A 23,497-nucleotide genomic window follows, 5' to 3' on the forward strand; every position below is an offset into this window, starting at 1 on the left:
AGCGGGCAGCAACGGGCGCAGCAGGTCCCACTCGGCGTCCGTGAGTTCGAATCGGGCAGTCATGGCGTGCGGGTAACAATCCGGATGGTATGGATCATCCCACCAAGATCCAGGAGACATGCCCTAGGCCCGTGGATGCCAAGCGCGCACAGTCGATCGGGTTCGCCGCGGCCATGGGGGCCCTCGCCGGGGCGGCGCTGACCGCGCACCGCGGGCCGCGGGCCGCGCTGACCGGGGCGGTGCTCGGCGGGGCCGCGCTCGCCGCCGTCGACGGTGCGGCCCGGGCCCGGCAGAAGCCCGACGAGATCCCGGCCGTGTGGGCGCGCATCGCCGCCAGCGGGGCCATCGCCGCGCCGATCGGGTGGGCGGCCGGGCGGGCCGGTGCGAGCCCCCTCGCGGTCGGCGTGGCCAGCGGCGCGATCGCCGGGGCCATGGGGGTGCGGCCGCAGAAGGTCGCGCTCGGGCCGGTCGTCGGGCTGGCCGTCGGGGCCGCCATGCGCGACCGGCCGCCCGCGCAGGTCGCCGCGACCGGCGTGGTCGCGTTCCGGACCGTGTCGCAGCTGGTGTTCCGCGAGCCGCAGGTGTCCCTCGTCGCCGGGAGCGCGCCCGCCGACCGTCTGCCTTTTGTGGTACCCCTGGAAGCCAGAACCCGCTATGTCGGCACCGGCTACGTCAAGGCGCTCGCCGAGACCATCGGCGGCACATACACCGAGGCCGCCGAGGACGTCGGGATCGTGGCGAGCCTCGACGCGCTGTCCGGTCCCGACTTCGACCCGGCCGCCGTCGACCCGCTCGTGCGGGAGTTCTACGAGCACACGACCCGGTTCTCGCTCGACATCGTGCCGCACTGGCGGACCTGGGTGCGGCCGGGCTACCTGCTGTACCGGACCCTCGTCGCCCGGCCCCTGGGGCAGGCCAACGTGCCGTGGAACCTGCGCGAGGCGCAGCGGGGCATGCACAGCCGCATCGACACGATCAGCGGGGTGGACGGCGCCGTGTCCACGCGCGGCTGGATTCGCAGCTTCGCCGACGTGGAGTGCTGCAATGTGCCCCTCACGTTCGCACAGGCCAGGAGGCATGTTGATGAGGCGGTACACGGAACCGCTACCGGACGAGAAGCTTGGCGTGGCCTACATCCGCGTCTCGAAGGTCGGTGGGCGAGACGACGACCTGCTCTCTCCCGAGCTTCAACGACACGCAATCGACCAACTCGCCGCCCGCGAAGGCATCACGATCGCTGAGGAGTTTCAGGATCTCGACAAGTCAGGACGCGACTTTACGAAGCGAAGCGTTGCCAAGATCATCCAGGGTATCCGCGACGGCAAATGGAAGTATGTCGTCCTCTGGAAGTGGTCGCGTTGGGGCCGCAACATGCGCGAGTCGCAGATCCACCTTGGGCTCGTCGAGGATGCCGGTGGCATCGTCCGAGCGGCAACCGAAGACTTCGACCCAGCCACCACGATGGGCAGGTTCACCCGCGACCAGATGCTCCTGATCGCGCAGCTCCAGTCGGACATGATCGGCGACGGCTGGCGCGAGGTGCACGCGAAGCGGCGCCGCGACAAGCTGCCACACGGCGGAGGCCCCCGCTTCGGGTACACCTACAGCAAGCGGAATGGCTATGAGATCAAGGAAGACGAGGCACTCCTCCTCAAGAACGCGTACGAACGGTACGTGGCTGGCGAGGCTCACCGGGCTATTGCCCTGGAGTGGACTGCCGCTGGCCTGAAAACGACGCGTGGCACGCCGTGGACGCGAGTCAAGCTTGCGCTGACGATGGACACGGGCTTCGCCGCCGGCCTGATCCGGGAGCGCTCGGACTCCGCCAAGAAGAGGGGCAAGACTCGGGCTATCTGGGCCTTTGACGCGTGGCGTGAGGGAAAGCATCGGCCGATCATCAGCATTGAGTTGTGGGAGGCGTACGTGGCGCGGCGCAAGGCGCAGGCCGAGATGCCGCCGCGGGTTCGCACCGCGCCGCTCGCGCTGTCTGGCCTGCTCGTATGTGGCGACCCGTCCTGCGGCAAGCCGATGCAGGCGCACTACGGAGGAAGGCGTAACTATCTCCGATGGGTCTGCAACACGGCTCGTGACGAGAAGACGCACCCTTCGAACATCATCTCCAACCCTCGGGCGATGGGGTTGATCATGGGGTGGCTGGCCAAGAACGCCGAGGGCAGCCTCGACGTGACAGGGGAGGCCAGGCGTATCGAGGCGGGGCGGAGGGCGAAGGGTGAGGCCGAAGCCTACGCCGCGACGATCGCGGCTCTCACAGTGAAGCGAGGTCGGCTTGCGGATCTTTACACGGACGGGGACATCGGCCGAGAAGACTACCGGGAGCAGAAGGTCAGGATCGAGGCCGAACTGGATCGGGCGGTCACCGGCCGCGCCGCGGCGCTGGCGCGCGAGCGGGCTTCAGGCGGCTTCGTGCGTGAGTTTCGCACGTTGGCTGAGGAGTGGTCTAGGCTCGCGCCGGCTGACCAGCGAGAGGCGCTGCTGCAGGTCGTAAAGCGCATCGTGGTCGAGCCGGGCCTCTTCAGCCCGGAGAAGCTGCGGTTCGAGGTGGTCTGGGAATAGCTATACACCGCGGCGTCCCAGGACGAGATCATCGAGGTTGTACTGGAGCACCACGCCCGCCGGGCGAGTGCGGACTCCGCGCCGCCGGTGCCGGCACCCGGGGTACAAGCCGGCCAGTCTCGGTGTGCTGTTCGGCGACCGGCCGTGACCATGTCGACGGCCGTGTCCCTGCTATCGGCCGCCTCCGGAGACGTGACCACCGTCGGTGGTACGGCGACGGATATCCCGAGCGATGCGGCCAAGGCGCTGCGCCGCCGCTTCATGCCGCGTGCCGACCACGAGTCCTGGACGTGGTTGACGCTTGGCACCGACGACGTCCTGACGCTGCTCGAGGAGTCCCACGCTTCGGGCTCCGACGGCGTCGCGGCAACGGCAGCGAATGCGGGGCACCCGGCTGCTACTGGAATGGCTGTCGAGCGTCCCGAGCCGTTCCTGGCAGCAGCGGTGGAATGCCAGCGGCGTCGAGCAGCGCGACGGTGACGGCTGGGAGCAGCTGCCGATGGGCGATCGAGATCCGCCCGGATGCAGTGCTGGCTGCCGGTCACCGCCCTGATTAGCAGGCCGCGGGCTGACCGCCGGTGTGGGCGGGGCCGCCGGCCCGAGGCCGCGTGTGTGCACCCATCAGCGTGCGTAGGCCGCTGCGGCCTCGGACGATGCCCGCCGCGGTGCCCCGCAGGTTTCGCAGCACGATCGCCCCGAGCCAGGCCCGGACGCCCGGACCGCGGCCGAGCCGGGCGGCCGGCGGCACCAAGGCCCGCACCCACTCGCCCGCCGCCGGCGTCCGCTGGACCGGTACTGCGGGGACGGGCTCGGCCGGCGCGCCACAGCGGGGACAAGGCCGCAGCCCCGGGCGGCAGCAACTGCCCGCACTGATCGCAGTACATGCAACCTCCGCGTCGGCGCGCACCGGCCTCGATACGGCAGGACGTCAGCCTAGCGGGATGTAGCTACGCTGGGCGTGCCCGGTTCCGTTCGCAGAGGAGGCCGCCGGATGCCGCGCGACGCCGAAGATCGCAGGCTGGAACCGTTCGAATGGAACAGCGAGGAGTCGGTCCGCTACGAGGTCGCCCTCGAAGTCATTGGCGAGGGCGTGGCGCATTACACCGCGCTCATCCGCGCCGCCGAGGCGGCCGGCGACGAGCCGGAGGCCGAGCGTCTCCGCACCGAGCGGGCCTCCTGCACCGAAGAACGCCGCCGGCTCAGCCCCACCGATCACGAGGGCGTCGCCAGGGTGCTGCGCAAATACCGCGAACTGCTTCGCAGGCCCGGGGACCGCACCGCGTGACCGGGCCCATCGACCCCCGGCGTTACCTGCTGTCCGACGAGCAGTCGCACCAGATGCTCACCACGGACATCATCCCGGACGAACTCGCGCGCGGCGTACCGCAGGACGACCCGATCGTCGTCTTCGTCGCGGGCCAGCCCGGCGCCGGCAGACCCGCACCACCCGGGCGGTGCACGACCGTCTCGACCAGCGCGGCGAGCCGTGGTCGTAAACTCCGACTTCTACAAGCCCCTGCCATCCGGAGTACCCGCGGCTGCTGGCCGAGGACGATCGCAACGCCGCCCCGTACACCAGCGTGGACGGCCGCCGCGGGATGGCCGCCGCCGAGCGCCATCTCATCGAGCACCGGGTCGACACCATCATTGAGACCACGATGCGCGACCCCGGCGACTTCGTCGAACCGGCGCGGATGTTCCGCGACGCCGGCTACCGCGTCGAGGCCGTCATCATGGCGGTCCCCGAGCCGCTGAGCCGGCTCGGCATCGTCGACCGTTCGGGCCAGATAAGCGGCGGTTTCTCCTGTCTGGGTCGAGGGTTGATGAGGAACGCGAGGGCCCTGAGTGGTGTCGGGGCCGGTAGCGCGGGCTTTGTGCAGTTCCGCACTTCGGTGACCTTCCGCGGGCACGTGTCGGCCTGCGCTCGGACATCCGCTACGGAAATGGCGCCGGCCTCGTCACCGGAGGTGCCATCGATCACGGTCGTCAAGCGCTGGACAGCGTTCTTCGCCTGCGCCTTCGGCACGGAACAGGGAGAGGTCCGTCCCATTGAGCTTGGAGAAGCTGCGGTCAGGGGTCGTAGCGGAATCGCCCGACCGTCAGCCCCGCTGCGAAAAGGATCCCTCGCGCGCCTGGTTCTGCTTCTCGACAGCCTCGCGGCGGCATGCATCGGCGTGTGCCCTGGCGATAACAATCCAGAAGCCATGCCAGGCGCGGTCACGAGGAATCGCCTTCACCTAGACGTACACCTACCTCATGCGGTGCCGTGGGCGTCGCTTCCAGTTGAACGACCGACACTCTCATTCGGTCCAGCAGCCAGCCGAGCGGACATCTGTTCTACGACAGACTGCGGGATCCGGGACCTGCGCTGGAAGTTGGCCAGAGTTAGCCAGGGTCCTGCCGGAGCGGACCCGGCGCGGCGGCCTACCGAGTGACAGGTGACATCCTTTTGCGCCGACGCGGGGCCCAGGGGTGGCAGAGTGGCGCCTGACAGGACGTCTCGATCGCCTAGGTAGCGGTTCGCGCCCCGCAGTCCTCGAAGCCGCGAATGTAGCCGGCCAGGTAGGTCGCGCTAGCCCTCGATTCGTCTAGCCCGCGGCCAAACGTGGGGTGGCACGCGCGATCGCGTCTCCCGATACGTGTCGCGAGCGCTAGCCCGGCGCCGAATCCGGCGATTGCCGCCGCCCCGTAGGTGGTCATCGTCCGAAGTCTTCTGTCCATCAGCAAGCCCCCGTCAACGTGTCCGAACGTCGGCCTACACGATGCCGTGTCGATACGTCGTGCGGTAGTTGGCCAGTTCGGCTCGGGCCGGCACCGCCGCCGTGCTGAGCGGCGATGCTTCGAGTGAATCGAGGTGGCCTCAGCGGGTTGCCGTCCGCTGAGGACGTCCACCCTTCTTATTGGTCTTGGAGTGCAGAAAGATGGCACGGAGTAGCGCGCCTCGGCGACGAGGGTCGCAATACCGAGCAGGACCGGGAGGACGCGCGTGTCGGCCGCGTCAGAACGTTCGACGAGGTACCGGCACCGGACGAACGGGATGGACAGGCTGAATGGTCCGAATCACCATTGAGGGAACCGATCGCTTTGGGTACGGGGGCAGGAGGCGCGGGATGAGCAGCGACATGACGGGCCGTGGAGCAGCAGAGGCCGGCCGCGCGAGGCAGGCTCGCATGGCGGCCGAGTGGTGCCCACGCGATCCCGGGCACCCCGTGGTCGCGGTCCCGGCGCTGTACCAGTCCGGTCGCGCGCAGATCGGGATCGAGCTGCGCCACGGACCGGGTGGCGTGCGGGGCCGGTCCGTAGGCAAGGCTCAGGCGGAGACTCCGCTTTCCGCGGCGTTGGCGCCGCCGATGGCGTTGCCGGCGTGGCAGCGACCCGTCCGGGTGGCCGTGGTCGCGGGAGGGGTATTGACGTTCTTGGTGCTGGCCACGGCCAGCTCGATGTCGGAGCAGGACGTGGCCGGGCTCAAGCTCTTCGGCGCGATCGCCGCGATCGTGGCGGCGGCGGCCGGGCTGACGGCGTGGACTCGGCGCCGCGCGCACGAGCAGTTCGGCGCCGCGCACGCAGCGGCCACAAGGGCGTGGCAGCAGGCGAAGTTCTGCGGGCAGTGCGGCTCATCGTGGGTGCCGCGTGATCGCCGCACCGTTGGCCTGGACCGTGTCCTCGGCCAAGTGCTGCTCGGCCGGGCTATGGCCGAGCTGGCGAGCGCCCAGCGACGATCGCTGGCCGGCTGAATCATGCGGGAGGCGGCGCTGTACCGGGCCAGCGCCGCCTCCCGATGTTCTAGACCTCTGACTGCGCGACGGCGGAAGCATCGCTTCGAAACGTCGGATTTATTTGGCCACCACGTGCTATCTCATGATCTTTGTCGTCAGTCCGCTAAGGATGCCGAGGCTCGGTCATTGCTCGGCGTTCGCGCCTCCTGCCTGGCACGCCGCCGCGGGACGCGCGACGCAACAGGATGACCGCCCGCCCGCGCTGGGACCCGCCGCGGCTCCGCAGAGCGGCGTGACGTCTGCTGCTCGCCCTCACGGGTCGCACCTTTCGGCGAAACTGGCTAACCCTGGCCAACTACCGCTGCGCCGATGCGACCGGCAGGGTCGGTGCGTGCAGCCTGAAATCCCACGGCCCGTGAGGGTTCCGGGAGCTCAGACGCGTACGCACGTATCCGTGTTGACGCCGACGGGGGCCGATCGATGACGAGTTACCAGGTGAAGGATTCCGCCGGCCGGCATCGCTCGGCCGCGGGCTGGTTGCGACTGTTCAACCCTCGCTACCGCGGCCGGCACCGGCCGAAGGTCTTCTTGGCGGTGCGCGGACTGCGGGGCCGCATCCGGTGACCGCCTCGCCAGCGTCTGCCTCCCCGGCGCCGCCGCCCGGCGCGGCGGTGCTTGCGGCGACGCGGGTGGCCGCGCACCTGCGGGGCGAGGTAGAACGGACGGTCCTAGAGCCGGCCGGGGTGAGCTGGAGCGCGTTCGCGGCGCTCACCGCGATCGCGGACGGTCCGCACGAGGTCCGAATGCACGTGGTGGCCGCCGCGATGGGGACGGCGCTCGGTACCGCGCGCAGCGCGGTGGCTCGGCTGGAGCGGCTCGGGCTGGTCAGCCGGAGCACCCCGAGCCACGATCACCGCCAGGTCGAACTGATCGCCACCGAGCCGGGGCGGCAACGCGCCGAGCAGTTGCGCACGGCGGTCGCTGCCGTCGAGGCCAGATTGATCCCCGACCCGCGGACGCGGCACGTGCTGTGCGTCGTGGCCGATCGGGTTTGGCCGTACCCGTGGCGTGGTCACCGTCAAGACCGGGGGGCTTGACGGTGACCACGCCACGTCCCACCGAACGCGGTGCCTTCGGTGGCTCGGCCCTGTTGCGGTTCGACCCAGTGCCGGTCTTGGCGGCTCCGGCAGCAGTGCGTGCGCGGCGTTCGAAGGACGACGAGTACGTCGGCTTCGACGATCGCGATGGCCTGTGGCTGATCACGGGTCCCGGTCCGGTGGGCCAGGCGTGTTGCGATCCGGTGACGTTCGGCGGGTATCCGGTGGAGGTCGCGCACGTCGGTGACTCGCCGGTGTGGCGCGCCGCGTTCACGCGGTCACCGCTTCGCGCTCCCGCGGTACCGATGGACGCACGGGCGCAGGCGCTGTTGCGGATGGTGTGGCCGGCAACGACGGCGCAGGCCGGCCGGATGTGGGGATGCCGGATCGGTGTGCACGCCGAGGAGGCCGCCGCCGCGCTCGCAGGGATCGCTGGTGATCCGGCTCTCTGGCCGGCCGGTGGCGGCACGCCCATCGACCGGCTGGCGTGTGCGGTAGTCGGTTCGGTGTTCGGTGTCTGCGGCGGCACCATCCAGATGGTTCGCGGCCTCCGCGACCAGCTGGCACGTACGGGCGCCACCACGCCGGTGGCGGAGGCGGCGCTGCCGCTCGCAGCGCTGCGCGAGGTCGTCGACCGCATCGTGCGCAAGCGCGCGGCGGAACCGGTGGACGCATTAGACTCAGGCCGGCAAGGTACCGTCGTGGACGAACTGCTCGCCTACCGGGGTCTCGGGCCCGAGCAGACACCACTTGGCGACGTCACCGCTCTGTGCTGCGCGCTGCTCGCCGCGGCGTGGGACGCCACCGCGGGGCTGCTGCCCTACCTTATCGACATCCTGCGCGGCGCGGCCGGTCATGCGGCCGCAGTCACCCACGTTGGTACCGATGCCGCGCAACGGGAGCGGCTCATCGCCGCCGCTATGCCGCCGCTCCCGCTGGCCGCGGGGTGGCTGCGGCGCACGACGCAGCCGGTCCTGTTGCACGGCGCACGGATCCCAGCCGACGCGGCCTGCCTGCTGCTGGTCGACCCGGCATCAGCCGCCGACCCACAGCCGCCATCGGTGGCCACCGCGCGCTGGCTCGCCCCGGCCACCCCGTGCGGCGCCGGGATGGCCCTGGCCCGGCTCACCGGCCGTCGGCTACTCGCCGCGCTCGCCAGCCGCCTCGCCGATGCAGCCAAGCCCGCGACGACCACCGTGTCGGCGGGCGTCCGCAGTTGAACCGCACCATTCCCTCGGCTGAAGGAGCACCATGCCGACCATCGCCCCCGACCGGCTCAGCCTGGTCAACCTGTACCTGCCGGACATTATCGCCGACCCCACTGGCTTCTACGACCGGCTCTTGGATGCCGGGCCGGTGTTCGACCCACTCGTCGGGGCGTGGCTGGTGTCCCGGCACATCGACGTCCAGGCGCTGCTGGCCAGCAACGGCGCGTCGGTGCGGATGGACCACACCAGCGCCCTCACTCTGTTCGCGGGGGCCGGGCTGGAGGAAGCGTTCGAGGCCCTCGACATGCACCTGTCGTTCGTCGACGGCGACGAGCACCGCCGTCTGCGGGGGGTCTTGGCCGGGCCTGTCCAGGTCCGGCAGGTGCGGACCCGGCTCGTCGAGCCTGTCGTGCATGCGGTCAGCGCAGCCCTCAACGGGCTCACCGGTCAGCCCGTGGTCGACCTGGTGTCCGGGTTCGCCGCCCGGATTCCGATCGACGTCATCCGCCACCTCCTGGCCATCCCCGCTGACGTCGGCGCCGCCACCATCCGCCGCTGGTCCCTGGCGTGGGGCGACGTCGTCGCTGCCCCGGGCCATGTGCCGACCACCGACCGGGCGGCGACCCTGGCCACCGCCGCGGACCTTGCGGCGTTCCTGCGCCAGCACGTCACCGACCGCATAGCCGAGCCCGGTACCGCGATGATCGATGGGCTCATCGCCAAAATGCATCGCGGGGAGATCCGCCGCGAGGCGCTGATCGCCAACCTCATGATGCTGGTCACCGCCGGGAGCGAGACCACGACGAACCTGCTCTCGGCCGTGCTTATGGTCCTCGCCGACGAACCCGCGCTGTGGGCGATCGTGCGCGACGACCCGGAGCAGGTCGCCGACGTCGTGACCGAGGTCGGCCGCCTGCACCCGCCGACCCAGTACACCGCCCGGCGGCTCCTGCAGCCCGTCACCCTGTCGACCGGCGAGACCCTGTCGGCCGGGGCGAGCGTCATGCTGATGCTCGCCGCCGCCAACCGCGACCCGCTCGCCTTCCCCAACCCAGAACGCATCCTGCTTGACCGGACCGCTGGCCGGATCAGTCACCCGGTCACGTTCGGGCACGGCGCGCACGTTTGCTTCGGCGCACCGCTCGCCCGGCTCGAGGTCGAGACCGCCGTGCGCATGCTTGCCGCCCGGGCCGCTCGGCTGGGGCCACGGCCACGCCGGGCCTGGCGGCACAACGCCAACCTTCGCGGCCTCGCGTGCCTTCTCGTCCAACTCGACCTCGACCCCGCGGGAGGTGCCCGATGAGCCCGCGCCCGCGCGGCCTCGCCACGCGCGGCACCGTCGCCGACCTGATCTGGCAGCGCGCCGACCAGGCACCGGACGCGGTCGCGGTCATCGACGGCACCGGCGCTACCGTGACCTACCGCGAGCTCACCCGCCGGGCCGACACCGTCGCCGGCGAGCTGGCCGCGGCCGGGGTCGCCGTCGACGAGGTCGTCGGGTTGTGCTGGCCACGGTCGGTCGACGGCCTAGTCCAGCTGCTCGGCGTGTGGCGGGCCGGCGGCGCCGTGCTCTACCTCGACCCCGACTGGCCGGTCAAGCGGCTGCAGCACATGACCGCCACCTGCGCCGTGCGCCACGTGCTCACAGCCGTACCCGGCCTGGACCTCCCGGCTTCGGTGGACGCGGCCGACCTCAAGCATGTACCGATCGGCGGTCCGCTCTGCTACGTCGTGTTCACCTCCGGGTCGACCGGCACCCCGAAAGGCGTCCTGATCGAGCACCCCGGCGTCGTCGCCATGGCCACCGCCCTCGCCGACCAGTTCGACGTCACGCCGGGCACGCGCGTGCTGCAGTTCGCCGCCTGGTCGTGGGACGCCGCCATGTGCGAGATCCTCATGACCCTCACCGCGGGCGCGACGCTCGTCCTCGCCCCCGCCGGAGCGCGCGCCGGCGCCGACCTGGCCCGGGTGCTGCGTGCGCAGCAGGTCGAAGTGGTGACGCTCACCCCGTCGGTACTCGCCGCCATCCCCGCCGACGATCTGCCAGATCTGCGTACGGTCGTCGCGGTCGGCGAGCCGGTTCACCCTCGCCTCGTCGAACGCTGGGCCGCCCCGCAGCGGCGCATGTTCAACGGGTACGGGCCGACCGAGGCCACCGTGGCCGTCACCGTCGGCGAGCTCCACCCCGGCCACGACGTACACATCGGTACCCCGTTGCCGGGCGTGATCGTCCGGGTCGTCGACGAGCACGGTCGTCCACGACCGGTCGGTGCGGCCGGGGAGGTCCTCGTCGGCGGGCTTGGTGTCGCCCGCGGCTACGCGGGCAGCCCGGCCGCGACCGCGGCCCGGTTCAGCACCGACGAGGCCGGACGCCGCTGGTACCAGACCGGCGACCTTGCCGCCTGGCGCCCGGACGACACCCTCGCCTTCCTCGGCCGCACCGACGACCAGATCAAGCTCCGCGGTCACCGCCTCGCTCTCGGCGAAGTCGAACACATCCTCACCGCCCACCCCGCCACGCATGCAGCCGCGGTCGTCGCCGTCGCGAACCGGCTCACCGCCTTCGTGGTCGCCGACCCGGACCACACCGCCGGGCAGTCCGAAGCCGAGCTAGCCGGCGTGCTGCGCGGGCACGCTGCGGCGCTGCTACCGCCGTTCGCGATGCCCGACATCCGCGTCGTCCCGGAGCTGCCGCTCACCGTCGGCGGCAAGACCGACCGTGGGATGCTGCGAGGACTGGCCGCCGCCGATACGGAACCGGGCGACGGCAGCCTCCCGGCGGGTGGGTCGCTGCCGATCGTGCTCGAGGTGGTGGCCGCCGTGCTCGACCGGCCAGTGCAGCCGGCAACTGACGTCATCGACGCGGGTGGGCACTCGCTGCTCGTCGCCCAGCTGTGCGTGGCGCTCAGCGAAGCGCTCGGCGTCGAGGTCCCCTACATCACCGTGGCCGTCGGCCGCACCCCGGCCGGCATCGCCGCCGCCATCGACGACCCCAGCCCGGCACGCGCCGCGGGTAGCGCCGCATGACCGGGCTGATCCGGCTGGTGACGGTGGCGGTCGGCGTCCACCTTGCCGTCCGCGACACCCCCGCAGATGCGGCACGCGGCGGGCGGCCGGTAGTGCTGCTGCACGGGCTGGCCAGCACCAACCGTTGGTGGGACCTCGTCGCCGAGCAGCTGTCCGGCCAGCGCCTCATCCGGTTCGACCACCGTGGCCACGGCCAGTCCAGCACCCCACCCCGCGGGTACACCGTGACCTGTTTCGCCGCCGATACGGCCGCGGTCCTCGACGCCCTGGACGCCGGGCCCTGCGTCGTGGCCGGCCACAGCTTCGGCGCCGCCGTCGCCCTCGAGCTCGCCGCACGCCGGCCCGACCTGGTCGGCGGGGTCTGCCTCGTCGACGGCGGCGTCTATGACCCTCGGCGGATGTTCGGGCCGAGCTGGTGGGAGGCGCGGTACCGGATGCTGCTCGACCGGCGCATCGCCCCCACTCCCGACATGCTCGCCGCGTGGGCCCGTGGCAGCGGCCTGCCCGACGCCGCTGTCCCCGCGCTGCAAGCCAACTATCAGCCTGCGCACGCCGCTCATGCAGGCCCGGCCGGGCCGGTGCGGCTGCGCCTCGCAGTGCAGCACGAGATCGAGGCCGCGTGCAGCCTCTGGTGCCACGAACCCGCCGCGCTCCTCACCCAGCTCCGTTGCCCTACGGTGGCGGTCCTGGCCCGGCCCGCCGACCCCGCAGCCGCCGCCACTCACCTGAAGGCCCTGCTACACACCTTCGACCGCGCTGGCCGCACCGTCCCGGTGCGGTGGGTCGACGGCGGCCACGACCTTCCCCTCGAACGCCCAGCCGACGTCGCCGCCGCCATTACCCACCTCACCACGACCGGCGCGGTGCTGGCCGATCGTGTAGCGGCCGCATGACCGCGCACCGGCGCGCCGTGGTGGATCTGCGCAGCGACACCGTCACCCGGCCCACACCAGGGATGCGCGCCGCGATGGCCGGTGCCGAGGTCGGCGACGACGTCTACGGCGAAGACCCCACCACCCGCGCGCTCGAGGACCACGTCGCGGGGCTGCTCGGACACGAGGCCGGTGTGTTCCTGCCGACCGGGACCATGGCCAACCAAGTCGCCGTTCAGGCGCTGATCCCGCACGGCGGTGAGCTGCTCTGTGCCGACGATGCCCACCTGGTCAGCTACGAAGCCGGCGCCGCCGCCGTCCACGGCGGCATCACCACCCGCACCTGGCACAGCCCCGACGGGTTCATCGACCCTGCGGCCATCGCCGCCATGATCCGGTCCCGGGGCGGATTCGCGCTGCCCACCGACGCGATAGCCGTCGAACAAACAGCCAACCTTCCCGGTGGCATCATCCATCCCCTCGACCGGCTCACCGCCCTCCACACCATCGCCCGCCGGGCCGGCGTCGGCCTGCACTGCGACGGCGCCCGCCTCTGGCACGCCCACACCACCACCGGCACCCCTATGCACGTCTACGGGCGGCTCTTCGACACCGTGTGCGTCTGCCTGTCCAAAGGCCTCGGCGCCCCCGCCGGCGCCGTCCTCGCCGGGCCGCATGCCTTCATCGCCAACGCCCGCCGACTCCGGCAGCGCGCGGGCGGCGCCATGCGCCAAACCGGTATGCTCGCCGCCGCCGGCCTGTACGCCATCGGCCACCACCTCCCACGGCTCGCCGACAACCACCACCACGCCCAACTGCTCGCCACCGCGCTCGCCGACACAGCCGTAGTCGACCCGCACCGGGTCCACACCAACATCGTCCTGCTCGACCTCACCACCACCCCGTGGACCGGCCCCGCGTTCACCGCGGCCGCCGCCAACCACAGGGTGCTCCTCGTCGCCCTCGGCCCGCACCACGTCCGCGCCGTCACCCACCGCGACCTCACCACCAACCAGATCAGAGCCGCCGCTGCCGTGCTCCAGCAACTCCTGGCAGCGCGGCCCGCAGACACCTCCCGACCAGATCAGCCGGACACCGCACCGGCCACACGTCCGGGAGAATCGACCTCGTGATGGGCCACGTCGTGCTCCGCGAATGCATCGCCGTGGTGTGCTTGGACGGATCATGCTCGCGTGGCTGGCGACGCGGCACACCGTCCGGGGCGCCGGCGGTGCTCACCCGATCATCGACTACCTCATCGCGGGGAATGACCCGCGCGCTCCCTCCGCCAGGACAGCACCTAGTCAGCGCTGGCCTAACACGGCGTACGGCCTGCCGCGGGCGTGGCGCGACTCACCGCCGCAGCACGCCAACGGACGACCGGCCGTTGGCGTGCCGAGGTCAGTTATCGACCTGCTGCGGACACAGCAGCGGCTACCGTGGGCTTATATGGTGCTGGCGACGGCGCGTTGCTGCTGGGCGATGTGCTGCGCGTGCCGCAGCAGGTCGATGAGCACGGTCTTCACCGATTCACGGTCGCGTGCGTCGCACAGGATGACCGGCACGTCCGGCTCAAGGTCGAGCGCGATGCGGACCTCCTCGGGCTCGTAGCGGCGGGCGCCGTCGAAGCAGTTCACGCCGACGACGAACGGCATGCCGCGCTGCTCGAAGTAGTCAATCGACGGGAAGCTGTCGTCGAGCCGGCGGGTGTCGGCCAGCACGACCGCGCCGATCGCGCCCGTCGACAGCTCGTCCCAGACGAACAGGAACCGATCCTGCCCGGGGGTGCCGAAGAGGTACAGCACCAGATGGCTGCTGATGGTGATCCGGCCGAAGTCCATCGCGACCGTGGTGGTGGTCTTCTTGTCCACGCCGTCGAGGTTGTCGATGCCGATGCCGGCCTCGGTGAGGGTCTCCTCGGTCCGCAGCGGCTTGATTTCGCTGATCGCGCCGACCAGCGTCGTCTTGCCCACGCCGAAGCCGCCAGCAATGAGCAGCTTCGTTGCCTTGGGTACGGACAGGCCGTTGCGCGGGTCAGAGTCGCCGTATGCCATTGATCACCGCTTCGAAGAGGTCGTCGCCGGGCGGCTCGGTCACCGGATCCGGGTTGTTGGCCACGATGAGGACCCGGCTGAGCAGGTCGCCGAGCAGGACTCGGACCGTGCCCAGCGGGAGGTTGAGGGTGGCGGACAGCTCCGCCACGGAGAACGGCTGCTGGCACAGCTGGACGATCGCCTCGTGCTCGGGGCCGAGGCCGACATCGCCCGGCGAGACGGCGCGAATCGTCACGACGATGGTGATGAGGTCGAAGTTGCCACTGGTGGGCTGGGTCCGGCCGCGGGTCATGGCGTAGGGGCGCACGACCGGGCCGGCGTCCCCGTCGACCCACACCTCGTCGGGCTCGTCGAAATAGTTGGGTTCCATCGTTACGCGCTACCCCCCGTTGATCTGGCCGGAGTAGTGCCGCGGCCGGGTCGCCAGATGCTCGGCGACCCGCTTGACCAGCATCCCCATCTCGTAGGCGACCAGACCCAGGTCGGTGTCGGGCCCGCTGATCACCGCGAGGCACGTGCCGTGACCGGCCCCGATCACGAAGACGTACCCGTCCTCGAACTCGAGCACCGTCTGGCGCAGGTCTCCGATCTCGAAGTGCGTGCCGACGCCGCGGGCCAGGCTCTGCAGGCCGGAGGCGACGGCAGAGAGACGCTCGGCGTCGTCGCGCTGGATGGTTTTCGACGCGGCGATGGCCAGACCGTCGGCAGAGAGCACGACGGCATGCCGCAGGTACGCCACCCGGTCGACCAGGTCTTGTACCAACCAGGTCAGATCGACGGCTGTGCTCGGTTCCTGCCCCACGATGGTCCCTTTCTCGACTTCATGTCGCGGTTGTGTCATGACAGCTCCGTGGGTGTCCCGGCCGGCGCGGGCGGGACTGCTGCGGCGGATTCGCCACCGCCGTCACGGCCGTCGGCATCGGACGCCTGCCGGGCCTGCAGTGAGCCCTGTTGGAACGCGGACATCCGCGCGCGGGCCTCCTCCGGAGACGGCGACGGCGCGGACGGCGGCGGGGCCGGGACTGCGGGCTGGGCCTTCAACGGTTTCCGGGAACGCCGGGGCAGGCCGAACGCCCGGTCCGTCCGCGGTTCTTCCGCACCCGAGGCCGTGGCCGGCGGATCGAGGGCCACGACCTCGGGCTGGGCATCGCGGGTCTCGTCGAGCGCGCCTTCGCCGGGCCGCGACATCACCGCAACCGCGGCGTGCCGCGCCCGGCTGGTGGAGCCTGGTGCGGGCTCCGTAGTGTGGGCCAGCTGGGGGCGAGCGGCCACCGGCGCGGCGGCGACGTGGGCCTCGCTGCCGTTGACCGGGGCGTCCTCGTCCGGTGCTGGGGCGCCGTCGGACTGGGAGACGATCAGCGCGGAGGGGATCAGCACGATCGCGGTCGTGCCGCCGTAGGGGGACCGGCGCAGGTGGACGCCGATGTCGTGCCGCTCGGCCAGCCGGCCGACGACATAGAGCCCCAGGCGGACGTTGCCCGACAGCTGGAACTCCGGTGGGTTGCGCACCTGGTCGTTGGCGGCCGCCAGCGCGGCCTCGCCCATACCCAGGCCCCGGTCCTCGATTTCGACCACGTAGCCGTTGCCCACGATCTGCCCGCTGACCTGCACCATGGTGTGCGGCGGCGAGAACGACGTGGCGTTCTCGACGAGCTCGGCGAGCAGGTGGATGACGTCACCCACGACGCGGCCGATGACGCCGGCTGCCGGGATCGGCTGGAGGTTGACCCGGGCGTAGTCCTCGATCTCGGCGGTCGCCGCGCGGATGACGTCGATCACGGGAACCGGTCGGCGCCAGGCACGGCCCGGAACGCCGCCGGACAGCACGATGAGGTTCTCGGCGTTGCGACGCATGCGCGTGGCCAGGTGGTCGACCCGGAACAGCGCGTCGAGGTCCGCGGCGTCGGTCTCCTCGCGCTCCATGGCGTCGAGCATCTTCAGCTGCCGGTGGAGCAAGCCCTGGGAGCGCCGGGCGATGCTGACGAAGACGTCGCGGACGCTCTTGCGCAGCTCGGCCTGCTCGACGGCGGCGCGGATGGCGCTCTCCTGCACGGCGTTGAACGCCTGGCCGACCTGGCCGATCTCGTCGGAGCCGAACTCCAGCGGCGGCGCCTCGGCCTGCACGTCGACCCGCTCACCGCGGCTGAGCTTTTCCATCACCGCGGGAAGTCGCTCGTTGGCCAGGTCGTTCGCGGCGTCCCGCAGCCGCAGCAGCTGGCGGAACAGCGACCGGGCCGTGGTAATCGAGATGATGATCGAGGCGATGACGGCAAGGAGACCAAGGCCGGCGGCGAGCAGGACGCGGACCACGACCCAGATCGCAACGGGTGTTGCGCGGTCCACCAGCACGCGGCCGCCAACCACCACGATGTCCAGCACCTGGGCCAGTACCGGCTCGGTCGCGCTCTGCCATTGCCCGGCGTCCATCGGCAGCTTGAGGCTTGTGCGGGCCCCTCCGATCACCTGGTCTTCCAGCGCGCGGAAGTCGCTGAAGGCCGCGCCGTTGACCATCTGGTCGTACCGAGCCCGGTCCCCGGCCGGCAGCTTGGCGGCAACCCCGCCGGCGAGCACGCGTTGTGCCCCGACCAGCTGGGTGAACTGTGCGTACTCGACGTCGGAGAGCCTGCCCGCGGCAATCGCACCGGCCAGAAGGGCGTCCTCCTGCGACACCAGCTCCCGGACCTGGGAGAGTTGGGTCAGCGTGAGGGTGTCATCGGCGATTGCCTGGTCGTCGAGCTTGCCCAGCGAGAAGTACACCTGGTAGATCGAGTCAACGACGCGCGTGTACGCGGCGGCCGCAGCGGGACGGTCGACAGTGCGGGCATCGATCGAGGCCCTGACGGCCTTCAGGCCGTCCAGGCCGGCGACGGCGTCGCCGATACGCTGCTGGAGCTCCGCGTCGGCCGCCAGGTTCGCCGAACGGCTCGTGGCGGACGCCTTGAACGTCCCGGCCAACTCGTCGATCGTGTGACGCTGAGCGTCAAGCGCCCCGTGCTGTCCGTTGCTGCCAGCGCCCAGATAGACCATCGACATCCGCCGCTCGGCCTGCAGTCCTAGCAGCAGCGGCTCGCTCGGCTGGTAGATCCTGCTGTTGTAGGTCTGGACCCAGAGCAGGTTCAGACCTTCCCGCAGGGTTACCCACGCCGCGAAAGCCCAGAGCGCTGCCAGCGAGAGCAGAAGCGCGACAATCTTGGTGCGAAGATGTGAACTGCCAAGACGCGAACTGCGGGAACTCATCACACCGTCCCAGTCGGGCATGCACGGAACTGATCAACAGCTTTTTGCATGGATGCCCGCCGCGTCGATCATGTTTGGTGGCAGTGGCAGCCGCCAATCGCATCCGGACAACGAGGCACGGTAACAGTCACGGGCTTCGCCTACTAGTCTGAATTCAATCGAAATGTTCCGATCTAACTGTTGAAGTGCGAGAAGACTCGCCCAGGACTCCGGGAATTTACGTTGACGCCGTTCGGTGGCTCCGCGAATGCTGGCGTCGCGGGCGTGTTCGTCGCCGAACTCAACGAAGATCCCATCCGAGGGCGAGAATTCAGGATGCGACCGAGGGGCGCAGCGGCAGGAGCGTCATCTCGACGTTCTTGCTGGGCTGCAGCACGGCGCCGACCTGGGGCACTGGCATGGCCGGGTCGGCGAGCCGGAACCGGAACCGGCTCAGAATGGTGGCCACGATGACCAGCGCCTCAAGGTAGAACAGGTGTTGCCCGAGGCACTGGTGCGGGCCGCCGCCAAAGGGGAAGTGGGCGTAGCGGTGGCGGCGCTCCGCGCGCCGCGGGGCGAACCGTTCTGGATCGAACACCGTCGGCTGGTCCCAGACCGTCTCCATCCGCTGCGTGATGTACGGGCTGAAGAGGATGTCCGCGCCACGGGGAACCCGGACCCCACCGATGACGTCGGCCTCCGCTGCCACCCGAGGGGAGAGCCAGGCCACCGGATACAGGCGCAGCACCTCATCAAGGACCATCCGGGTATATGTGAGGTCGCTCAGGTGTGACCGGTTGACCCGTTCGTTGCCGACCACCCGGCCGACCTCCTCGTAGAGCCTGTCGGCCACCGCAGGATGCGCCTCGAGGAGCGGCCACAGCCAGGTCAGCACCCCGAACGTGGTTTCGGTCGACCCGGCAAACATCGCCACGGCGTCGTTTCGGACACGGCGCTCGTCCAGCTGACGGCCCTCGGCGTCGCGCGCCCTGCTCAGCGTAGAGATCACGTCGTCGCCCTCGTCGGGCATCTCACGCGCCGCGCGGACCACCGGCAGCATGACGTCGTCGATGGTCCGCGCGGCCCGGCGGAAGGCGCGATCGCCCGGCATCGGCACCGCATTGGGCATGAACGGCACCAGCATCCGAGACAGGACCGCCGTCGCAATGGTGGTCTGCGCGTCCACCATCCGCAGGGCGTCCGGCACCGAGATTTTGTCGGCGAACAGGACGCGCATGATCGCCCGGCAGACGATCCGGGACAGCACGGCGCCGGCGTCGACTGTCTGCCCACCCTCGAGTTCGTCCACCGCCTCGGAGACCGCATCGGCCATTTGCTCGACGATCGAGTCGAGGCGCTTGGCGGTGAACATCGGCTGGACGATGCTGCGGCTCAGCTCCCAGGCTTGCCCTTCGGCGAGGATCCCCTCCCCGAACAGCCGCTTCAGTGGCCGCCAGAACATTCCCCGGTCGCGCACGAAGTTTGCCGCGTTGTCCCGCAACACATGCTGCACATGCGAGGGATTCGTCACCAGATATGGGTGAAACGTGCCGAGGTTGAGTCGCACTACGTCACCGCCGGCTTGGTTCGCGATGCCGACCAGCGTGTTGAGCGGATCCCGGACCAATGCCGGAAGCGCCCGGTGCAAAGGGACTGATCGGGCCTTATTGCCAGCAGCACCGTGCTTGTCAGACAACGGAAACCTCCATGGTCACGTCTCTGTCATTTCCTGCGCCGGATCAACTGGTGCGCGCTCAATACACCTGCGCGGATAATTGCGGCCGGCGCGTAGAGGTCCTTGTCGTGCCAGAGCGGCGGGTCCGGCTGACGGCCGACGGCGCTGATCAGGTATTCCTGGCCCCGCCGGGCGGCCGGATCGGCGTCGGGTCTGGCGGGGGCGCCGGGCGCGAGCAGCACGTGCAGCGCGTAGGCGGTCTCCTCGACCGTGCCGGACCAGCGACCCCAGGAGCCGTCCGGCCGCTGCGCGGCGACGACCCGGTCGACGGCCCGGGCGATTGCCGGTGCGACCGCTCGTCCACGACCGAAGCGGGCCAGAGCGAGCACGCAGCAGGCGGTCGCGTAGTACGGCGAGCTGTGCCACCGGTCGAGCCATGCCCCGTCGTCGTCCTGCTGGGCGCACAGCCAGCCGGACAGGCGGTGCAGGGCGGCGGCGTATCGTGGCGCCGACCGGTCGGCGGTCAGGGCGTGGTGTCCGAATGCGTCGAGCACGTGGGCGTTGGTGGTGACTGAGAAGCCGTCCTCGCCGGGCCAGGTGCAGAAGTGCTCGCCGGTGTCGTAGGCCCACAGCACGGCGGGGTCGGCGGGGTACCCCAGCTCGGCCAGCGCGAACAGCGCGACCGACGTCGTGTCCGCGTCCGCAGGCAGCCCGGGGCCCGCCGGCGTGCCGCTGGGCCCGTTGTCCGCGGTCAGGCTCTCGACGAGGGTGGGCAGCGGGTCGAGCGGCACGCCGGCGCGAGCCAGCCCGCCCAGGACCCAGGCCCGTTCGAACGCGGTAATCGGCGTCGCGCACGGCACCGGCCCGCCGTGGCGGCGGGCGACGGTGTCGAGGTAGGCGCGCGCATCGTCGGCAGCGCCACCAGGACCGGGGGCCGAGAAACGCCCGCCGAGCCATGCTGCGGTGGCGGCCGGTGAGGCGCCGACCGTGCCGGGCGGCACCGGACGCACGTCACCGACGTCGCGGGCCGCCTCGCCTAGCACCTCCAGGGCGTGCAGGAGCTTCTGCGGTACCGCGGCGCCGGATGCGAAGCGCGCCCGGATCGCGGCGAGGCGGCCTGCGGCCATGCCGTCCGGCAGCGGGAGCCTTCGGACGGCGTGGTCGTTGCCATGCGCGTCGAGGTGCTCGTTGATCCGCTCCACCAGAGCGGGCACGATGAGGTCGGCGGCCGGCGTGTCCGGAATGGGCGGTGCCCCCGGCCCGTGCAGCAGGTTGAACAGCGCGAGCACCCCGCGACCGGCGGCGGCGCGCAGGTCCGCCTGGTCGCCCGACGTCTTCGCTGTCGCAAGTAGGGCCTCAGTTGCGCTCAGCGTGGGCACGAGGGCGTAGCCGTCTGGTGGTCCCCAGGCGCCGTCGGCGCGCTGGGTGGCGAGCAGGAACGACAGCCTTCCCACGTGGGCCGGCAGCCAGGGCGCCAACGACACCAGCCGCGCGGTCTCGTACACCGACGGCGAGCTCTGCCCCCACGGTTCACGGGCGAGCCCGGCCAGCAGGTCGCGGGCCTCGTCGGCGAGGCCGCGGCGCGGCCCGGGCAAGAGCCGAGCGGGCTCAGCGACGTCGTTGTCCACGGTCATAGCTCGCCCCAGAAGTCGGTGACGTGGTAGAAGCCGCTGCTGAAGCCGATCTGGCGGATGAGGTAGGCCGCCTCTTGCGGGCTCGTGTGCTCCAGTGGTCGCAAGGCCTCCTGGCACGCGCTCACGAGCTTGCCGATGTGCCGGGTGACCTCGGCACGGTCGACGCCGAACATGAGGGCGTTGAGGTCTCCCCAGCCGACGTCGCGGCCGTAGGTGGCCAGGTCGTTAACGAGTCGCAGCACCCGCTGTACCGTGCGGCCGACCGCGGTCAGCTCGGCGAGGTGGCCGACTGCGGTCGGGTCGCCGAGGAAGAGCCAGTGTGAGACGTTGACGAACGACGATCCGAAGTTGTCGGCGTTGTCCAGGTACTCCTCGAACGACGGCCCTGGTTGGACAGACTGCTGCGACTTCCACACCCACTCGCGCTGCATCGCGTGCAGCATCCGGCGCAGTTCCTCGCGCCAGACCAGCCGGTGCCCGGCGAAGGCCGGCGCCGCGGCGAGCTCGTCACGGATGTCGGCGAGGAACCGGTAGAGCGCGTCAGCCCCGCCTGCCTCCTCGCCGTCGGCTGTCGCCAGACAGTTGGCAACGACCGCCGCCACGTCGCCGGGCGTCCGCGCCAGGTAGTCGATCCGCCAGTCCACGGCGAAGACCCACAGCGCCGTCAGGTTGGCGATGCGCAGCTGCTCGCGCGTGCACCACGGCGCGCCGAACGCGGTGGCCGACGCGACCATGCTGAACACGGTCGGGTCGAACGGATTGTCCGGAAACAGCTCGCGGTGGGCCGCGGCGGCCGCCTGCAGGTCCCGCTGCCCGCCAGCTGCCAGGCCACAGATCCGCCCTTGTTCAGTTGTCGCAGCGAGCTCGTCGCCGCGGTCGATGCCGAACATTGTGCTGCTCAGATTTCTAGAAGCCGAAGGCGCGGTCGCGCGGCAGCGGCCTCGTCTCGACCTTGACCGTCGGCCGCTGCGACGCCACCACCTGCGGCTCCGGGATTGCCGGATCGGCGAGCCGGAACCGGCGCAAGATGGTCGCTACGATGAGCTGCGAATAGAGGTCGAACGGGCGTTGACCGAGGCGCAGGTGCCAGCCACTGCCGAACGCGTAGTGGGCGTAGCGATGCCAGTGCTCGGCGCGCGGCGCCGTGAAACGCTCCGGGTCGAACTCGTCCGGTCGCTCCCAGAACGTCGCCATCCGCAGCGTGATGTTGGGGCTGACGAGAACGCGGGCATCGCGCGGGATGCGCGCCTCGCCGACGACGTCGGGCCGGGCCGCCACGCCTCTCGAGTAACGGCACGGAGCCGGTGAAGCCGAGCATGACCTCGTGGAAGGCTGACATGAGACCCCCAAGGCCCGGGCCTCGCGGAGCCCGGACTTGCAGCAGTACGTGCGTTCTGTATCTCCTCGATCATCTCACCTGTGCCGCTGCGCACGTAGGGGGGCATTGCTGGATGTACATCTTTCTTAATATTTGCGTGTTCTTGCACGCCTGGTAGCGTGCTCGAAATCCGATGGCGGGCGGGGGCGCTTTCGCTACCCACGGCCGCCGGCGCGAGGGCTGACCGGCCTGCTGCGCGCTCGGCGGCGCCTGCGAGGAAGCCTGGCTGCGAGTGATCGACGCGGCGCTGTCGTGGCAGCCCTGGCTCAGCGTGGTACCCGGTCCACCTGTCTGGGGCGAGAGATTGGTCCTGCGGAAGCTACCCGGGGGTGGCCGGCAGCGAGCCTGATGGCGACCACGTTGGCCAGCAACAGCAGCACCACTCCGGCCACCATCCACACAGCCAAGGTGGCGACCGCTGCGATGCCGACAAGCGCCCGCCAACTGCGACCGCCCATGATCAGCCAGACGAAACCGAACACCACCGACGAGGACCCGACCAGCCCGATAGTCCAGACCGCTGCCGCTGACCACTTGCCCCGAACGGTACCGGCCCCCGCGCGTCTCTGCATGACGACAATCGTCCCAGATCTTATCAGCAGATGTCGATGGGAATCACGGCCACCCGGCCGTCTCGGCCGCCGTACCGGGGTTGAGGAGGGTTCACGACAAAGTTGGCGCTAACGATGATCTTTGCCCTGGGTCAGTGGCGGGGGTTCACCCGGCCGCCCACCTGGCCGCACTGGTGCGGGATCGCTGGGCTTCTTGACGGGACATTCCTCCAAATCAGCCAGCACGCCCAGAGCCTACTGCAGCACCGCGCATCAATATGACGCACGAAGCGGTTACAGAAGCAAATGAAGGATCTCTGACGTGCGCCCGCAATGGCGTGACACGGACGGGCAATGCGGTATTGACACTGAGCCCTGATCCACCGATGGGATTGATGTGAGCACGAGGGCCCGGATGCGATGATGCCCCCGCGAGCTGGAAAGATAGAGGTTCTTCAGGCTTCTATCGTCCAGTTCGAGAGGGCACCGTCAGGG

At 70.5% G+C, this 23,497-nt stretch carries 20 protein-coding genes; 12 read left to right on the plus strand and 8 right to left on the minus strand.

The window, feature by feature from the left end; genetic code table 11:
- The first annotated feature begins 131 nt into the window (after positions 1–131).
- The 12 genes from ABD901_RS56045 (at position 132) to ABD901_RS56100 (ending at position 13,627) form a co-directional block, all read left to right on the plus strand.
- Entirely contained in the window at positions 132–1,241 is a 1,110-nt protein-coding gene (locus ABD901_RS56045; RefSeq protein WP_345144088.1) for a hypothetical protein, read from the plus strand.
- The gene (locus tag ABD901_RS56050; protein WP_345144091.1) at positions 1,126–2,574 is read left to right on the plus strand and encodes a recombinase family protein; all 1,449 of its coding nucleotides are present in this window, start codon (positions 1,126–1,128) and stop codon (positions 2,572–2,574) included. The genes ABD901_RS56045 and ABD901_RS56050 overlap by 116 nt, the downstream gene beginning before the upstream one ends.
- Positions 2,575–2,718: 144 nt before the next feature.
- Entirely contained in the window at positions 2,719–3,054 is a 336-nt protein-coding gene (locus ABD901_RS56055) for a hypothetical protein (RefSeq protein WP_345144094.1), read from the plus strand.
- A 511-nt stretch (positions 3,055–3,565) separates the two neighbouring features.
- Positions 3,566–3,859 (plus strand): hypothetical protein, encoded by a 294-nt coding sequence (locus tag ABD901_RS56060; RefSeq protein ID WP_345144097.1) that lies wholly within the window; start codon positions 3,566–3,568, stop codon positions 3,857–3,859.
- A 256-nt stretch (positions 3,860–4,115) separates the two neighbouring features.
- Positions 4,116–5,009 (plus strand): zeta toxin family protein, encoded by an 894-nt coding sequence (locus ABD901_RS56065; protein WP_345144141.1) that lies wholly within the window; start codon positions 4,116–4,118, stop codon positions 5,007–5,009.
- A 735-nt stretch (positions 5,010–5,744) separates the two neighbouring features.
- Positions 5,745–6,308 carry a hypothetical protein gene (locus ABD901_RS56070; protein WP_345144100.1) on the plus strand — a complete coding sequence of 188 codons (564 nt, stop codon included), beginning with the start codon at positions 5,745–5,747 and terminating at the stop codon, positions 6,306–6,308.
- A 602-nt stretch (positions 6,309–6,910) separates the two neighbouring features.
- On the plus strand, positions 6,911–7,387 hold the full coding sequence (locus ABD901_RS56075) for a MarR family winged helix-turn-helix transcriptional regulator (RefSeq protein WP_345144103.1): 477 nt from the start codon (positions 6,911–6,913) through the stop codon (positions 7,385–7,387).
- A 95-nt stretch (positions 7,388–7,482) separates the two neighbouring features.
- Positions 7,483–8,607, plus strand: coding sequence for a hypothetical protein (locus ABD901_RS56080; protein ID WP_345144105.1), 1,125 nt, complete (start codon positions 7,483–7,485; stop codon positions 8,605–8,607).
- Positions 8,608–8,638: 31 nt separating this feature from the next.
- The gene (locus ABD901_RS56085; protein ID WP_345144107.1) at positions 8,639–9,898 is read left to right on the plus strand and encodes a cytochrome P450; all 1,260 of its coding nucleotides are present in this window, start codon (positions 8,639–8,641) and stop codon (positions 9,896–9,898) included.
- Entirely contained in the window at positions 9,895–11,622 is a 1,728-nt protein-coding gene (locus tag ABD901_RS56090) for a non-ribosomal peptide synthetase (RefSeq protein WP_345144109.1), read from the plus strand. Before ABD901_RS56085 ends, ABD901_RS56090 begins: the two co-directional genes overlap by 4 nt.
- On the plus strand, positions 11,619–12,515 hold the full coding sequence (locus ABD901_RS56095) for an alpha/beta fold hydrolase (protein WP_345144112.1): 897 nt from the start codon (positions 11,619–11,621) through the stop codon (positions 12,513–12,515). The genes ABD901_RS56090 and ABD901_RS56095 overlap by 4 nt, the downstream gene beginning before the upstream one ends.
- Positions 12,512–13,627: a threonine aldolase family protein gene (locus ABD901_RS56100; RefSeq protein ID WP_345144115.1), complete on the plus strand. Its 1,116-nt coding sequence runs from the start codon at positions 12,512–12,514 to the stop codon at positions 13,625–13,627. The genes ABD901_RS56095 and ABD901_RS56100 overlap by 4 nt, the downstream gene beginning before the upstream one ends.
- 312 nt (positions 13,628–13,939) lie before the next feature.
- Here ABD901_RS56100 and ABD901_RS56105 read toward each other — a convergent pair whose 3' ends face one another.
- The 8 genes from ABD901_RS56105 to ABD901_RS56140 form a co-directional block, all read right to left on the minus strand.
- The gene (locus ABD901_RS56105) at positions 13,940–14,548 is read right to left on the minus strand and encodes a GTP-binding protein (protein ID WP_345144118.1); all 609 of its coding nucleotides are present in this window, start codon (positions 14,546–14,548) and stop codon (positions 13,940–13,942) included.
- Positions 14,529–14,918 (minus strand): DUF742 domain-containing protein, encoded by a 390-nt coding sequence (locus ABD901_RS56110; protein WP_345144121.1) that lies wholly within the window; start codon positions 14,916–14,918, stop codon positions 14,529–14,531. Before ABD901_RS56110 ends, ABD901_RS56105 begins: the two co-directional genes overlap by 20 nt.
- 9 nt (positions 14,919–14,927) lie before the next feature.
- Positions 14,928–15,353 carry a roadblock/LC7 domain-containing protein gene (locus tag ABD901_RS56115; RefSeq protein WP_425556860.1) on the minus strand — a complete coding sequence of 142 codons (426 nt, stop codon included), beginning with the start codon at positions 15,351–15,353 and terminating at the stop codon, positions 14,928–14,930.
- Positions 15,354–15,385: 32 nt separating this feature from the next.
- Positions 15,386–17,785, minus strand: a complete 2,400-nt coding sequence (locus tag ABD901_RS56120) for a sensor histidine kinase (protein ID WP_345144127.1) — start codon at positions 17,783–17,785, stop codon at positions 15,386–15,388.
- A gap of 310 nt (positions 17,786–18,095) precedes the next feature.
- Positions 18,096–19,460: a cytochrome P450 gene (locus tag ABD901_RS56125; protein WP_345144130.1), complete on the minus strand. Its 1,365-nt coding sequence runs from the start codon at positions 19,458–19,460 to the stop codon at positions 18,096–18,098.
- A 26-nt stretch (positions 19,461–19,486) separates the two neighbouring features.
- Entirely contained in the window at positions 19,487–21,073 is a 1,587-nt protein-coding gene (locus tag ABD901_RS56130) for a prenyltransferase (protein WP_345144133.1), read from the minus strand.
- On the minus strand, positions 21,070–21,963 hold the full coding sequence (locus ABD901_RS56135) for a terpene synthase family protein (protein ID WP_345144136.1): 894 nt from the start codon (positions 21,961–21,963) through the stop codon (positions 21,070–21,072). The genes ABD901_RS56130 and ABD901_RS56135 overlap by 4 nt, the downstream gene beginning before the upstream one ends.
- 16 nt (positions 21,964–21,979) lie before the next feature.
- The gene (locus tag ABD901_RS56140) at positions 21,980–22,423 is read right to left on the minus strand and encodes a cytochrome P450 (protein ID WP_345144138.1); all 444 of its coding nucleotides are present in this window, start codon (positions 22,421–22,423) and stop codon (positions 21,980–21,982) included.
- Positions 22,424–23,497 lie beyond the last annotated feature (1,074 nt).

Source organism: Dactylosporangium darangshiense, from assembly GCF_039537565.1.
Classification (GTDB): Bacteria; Actinomycetota; Actinomycetes; order Mycobacteriales; family Micromonosporaceae; genus Dactylosporangium; species Dactylosporangium darangshiense.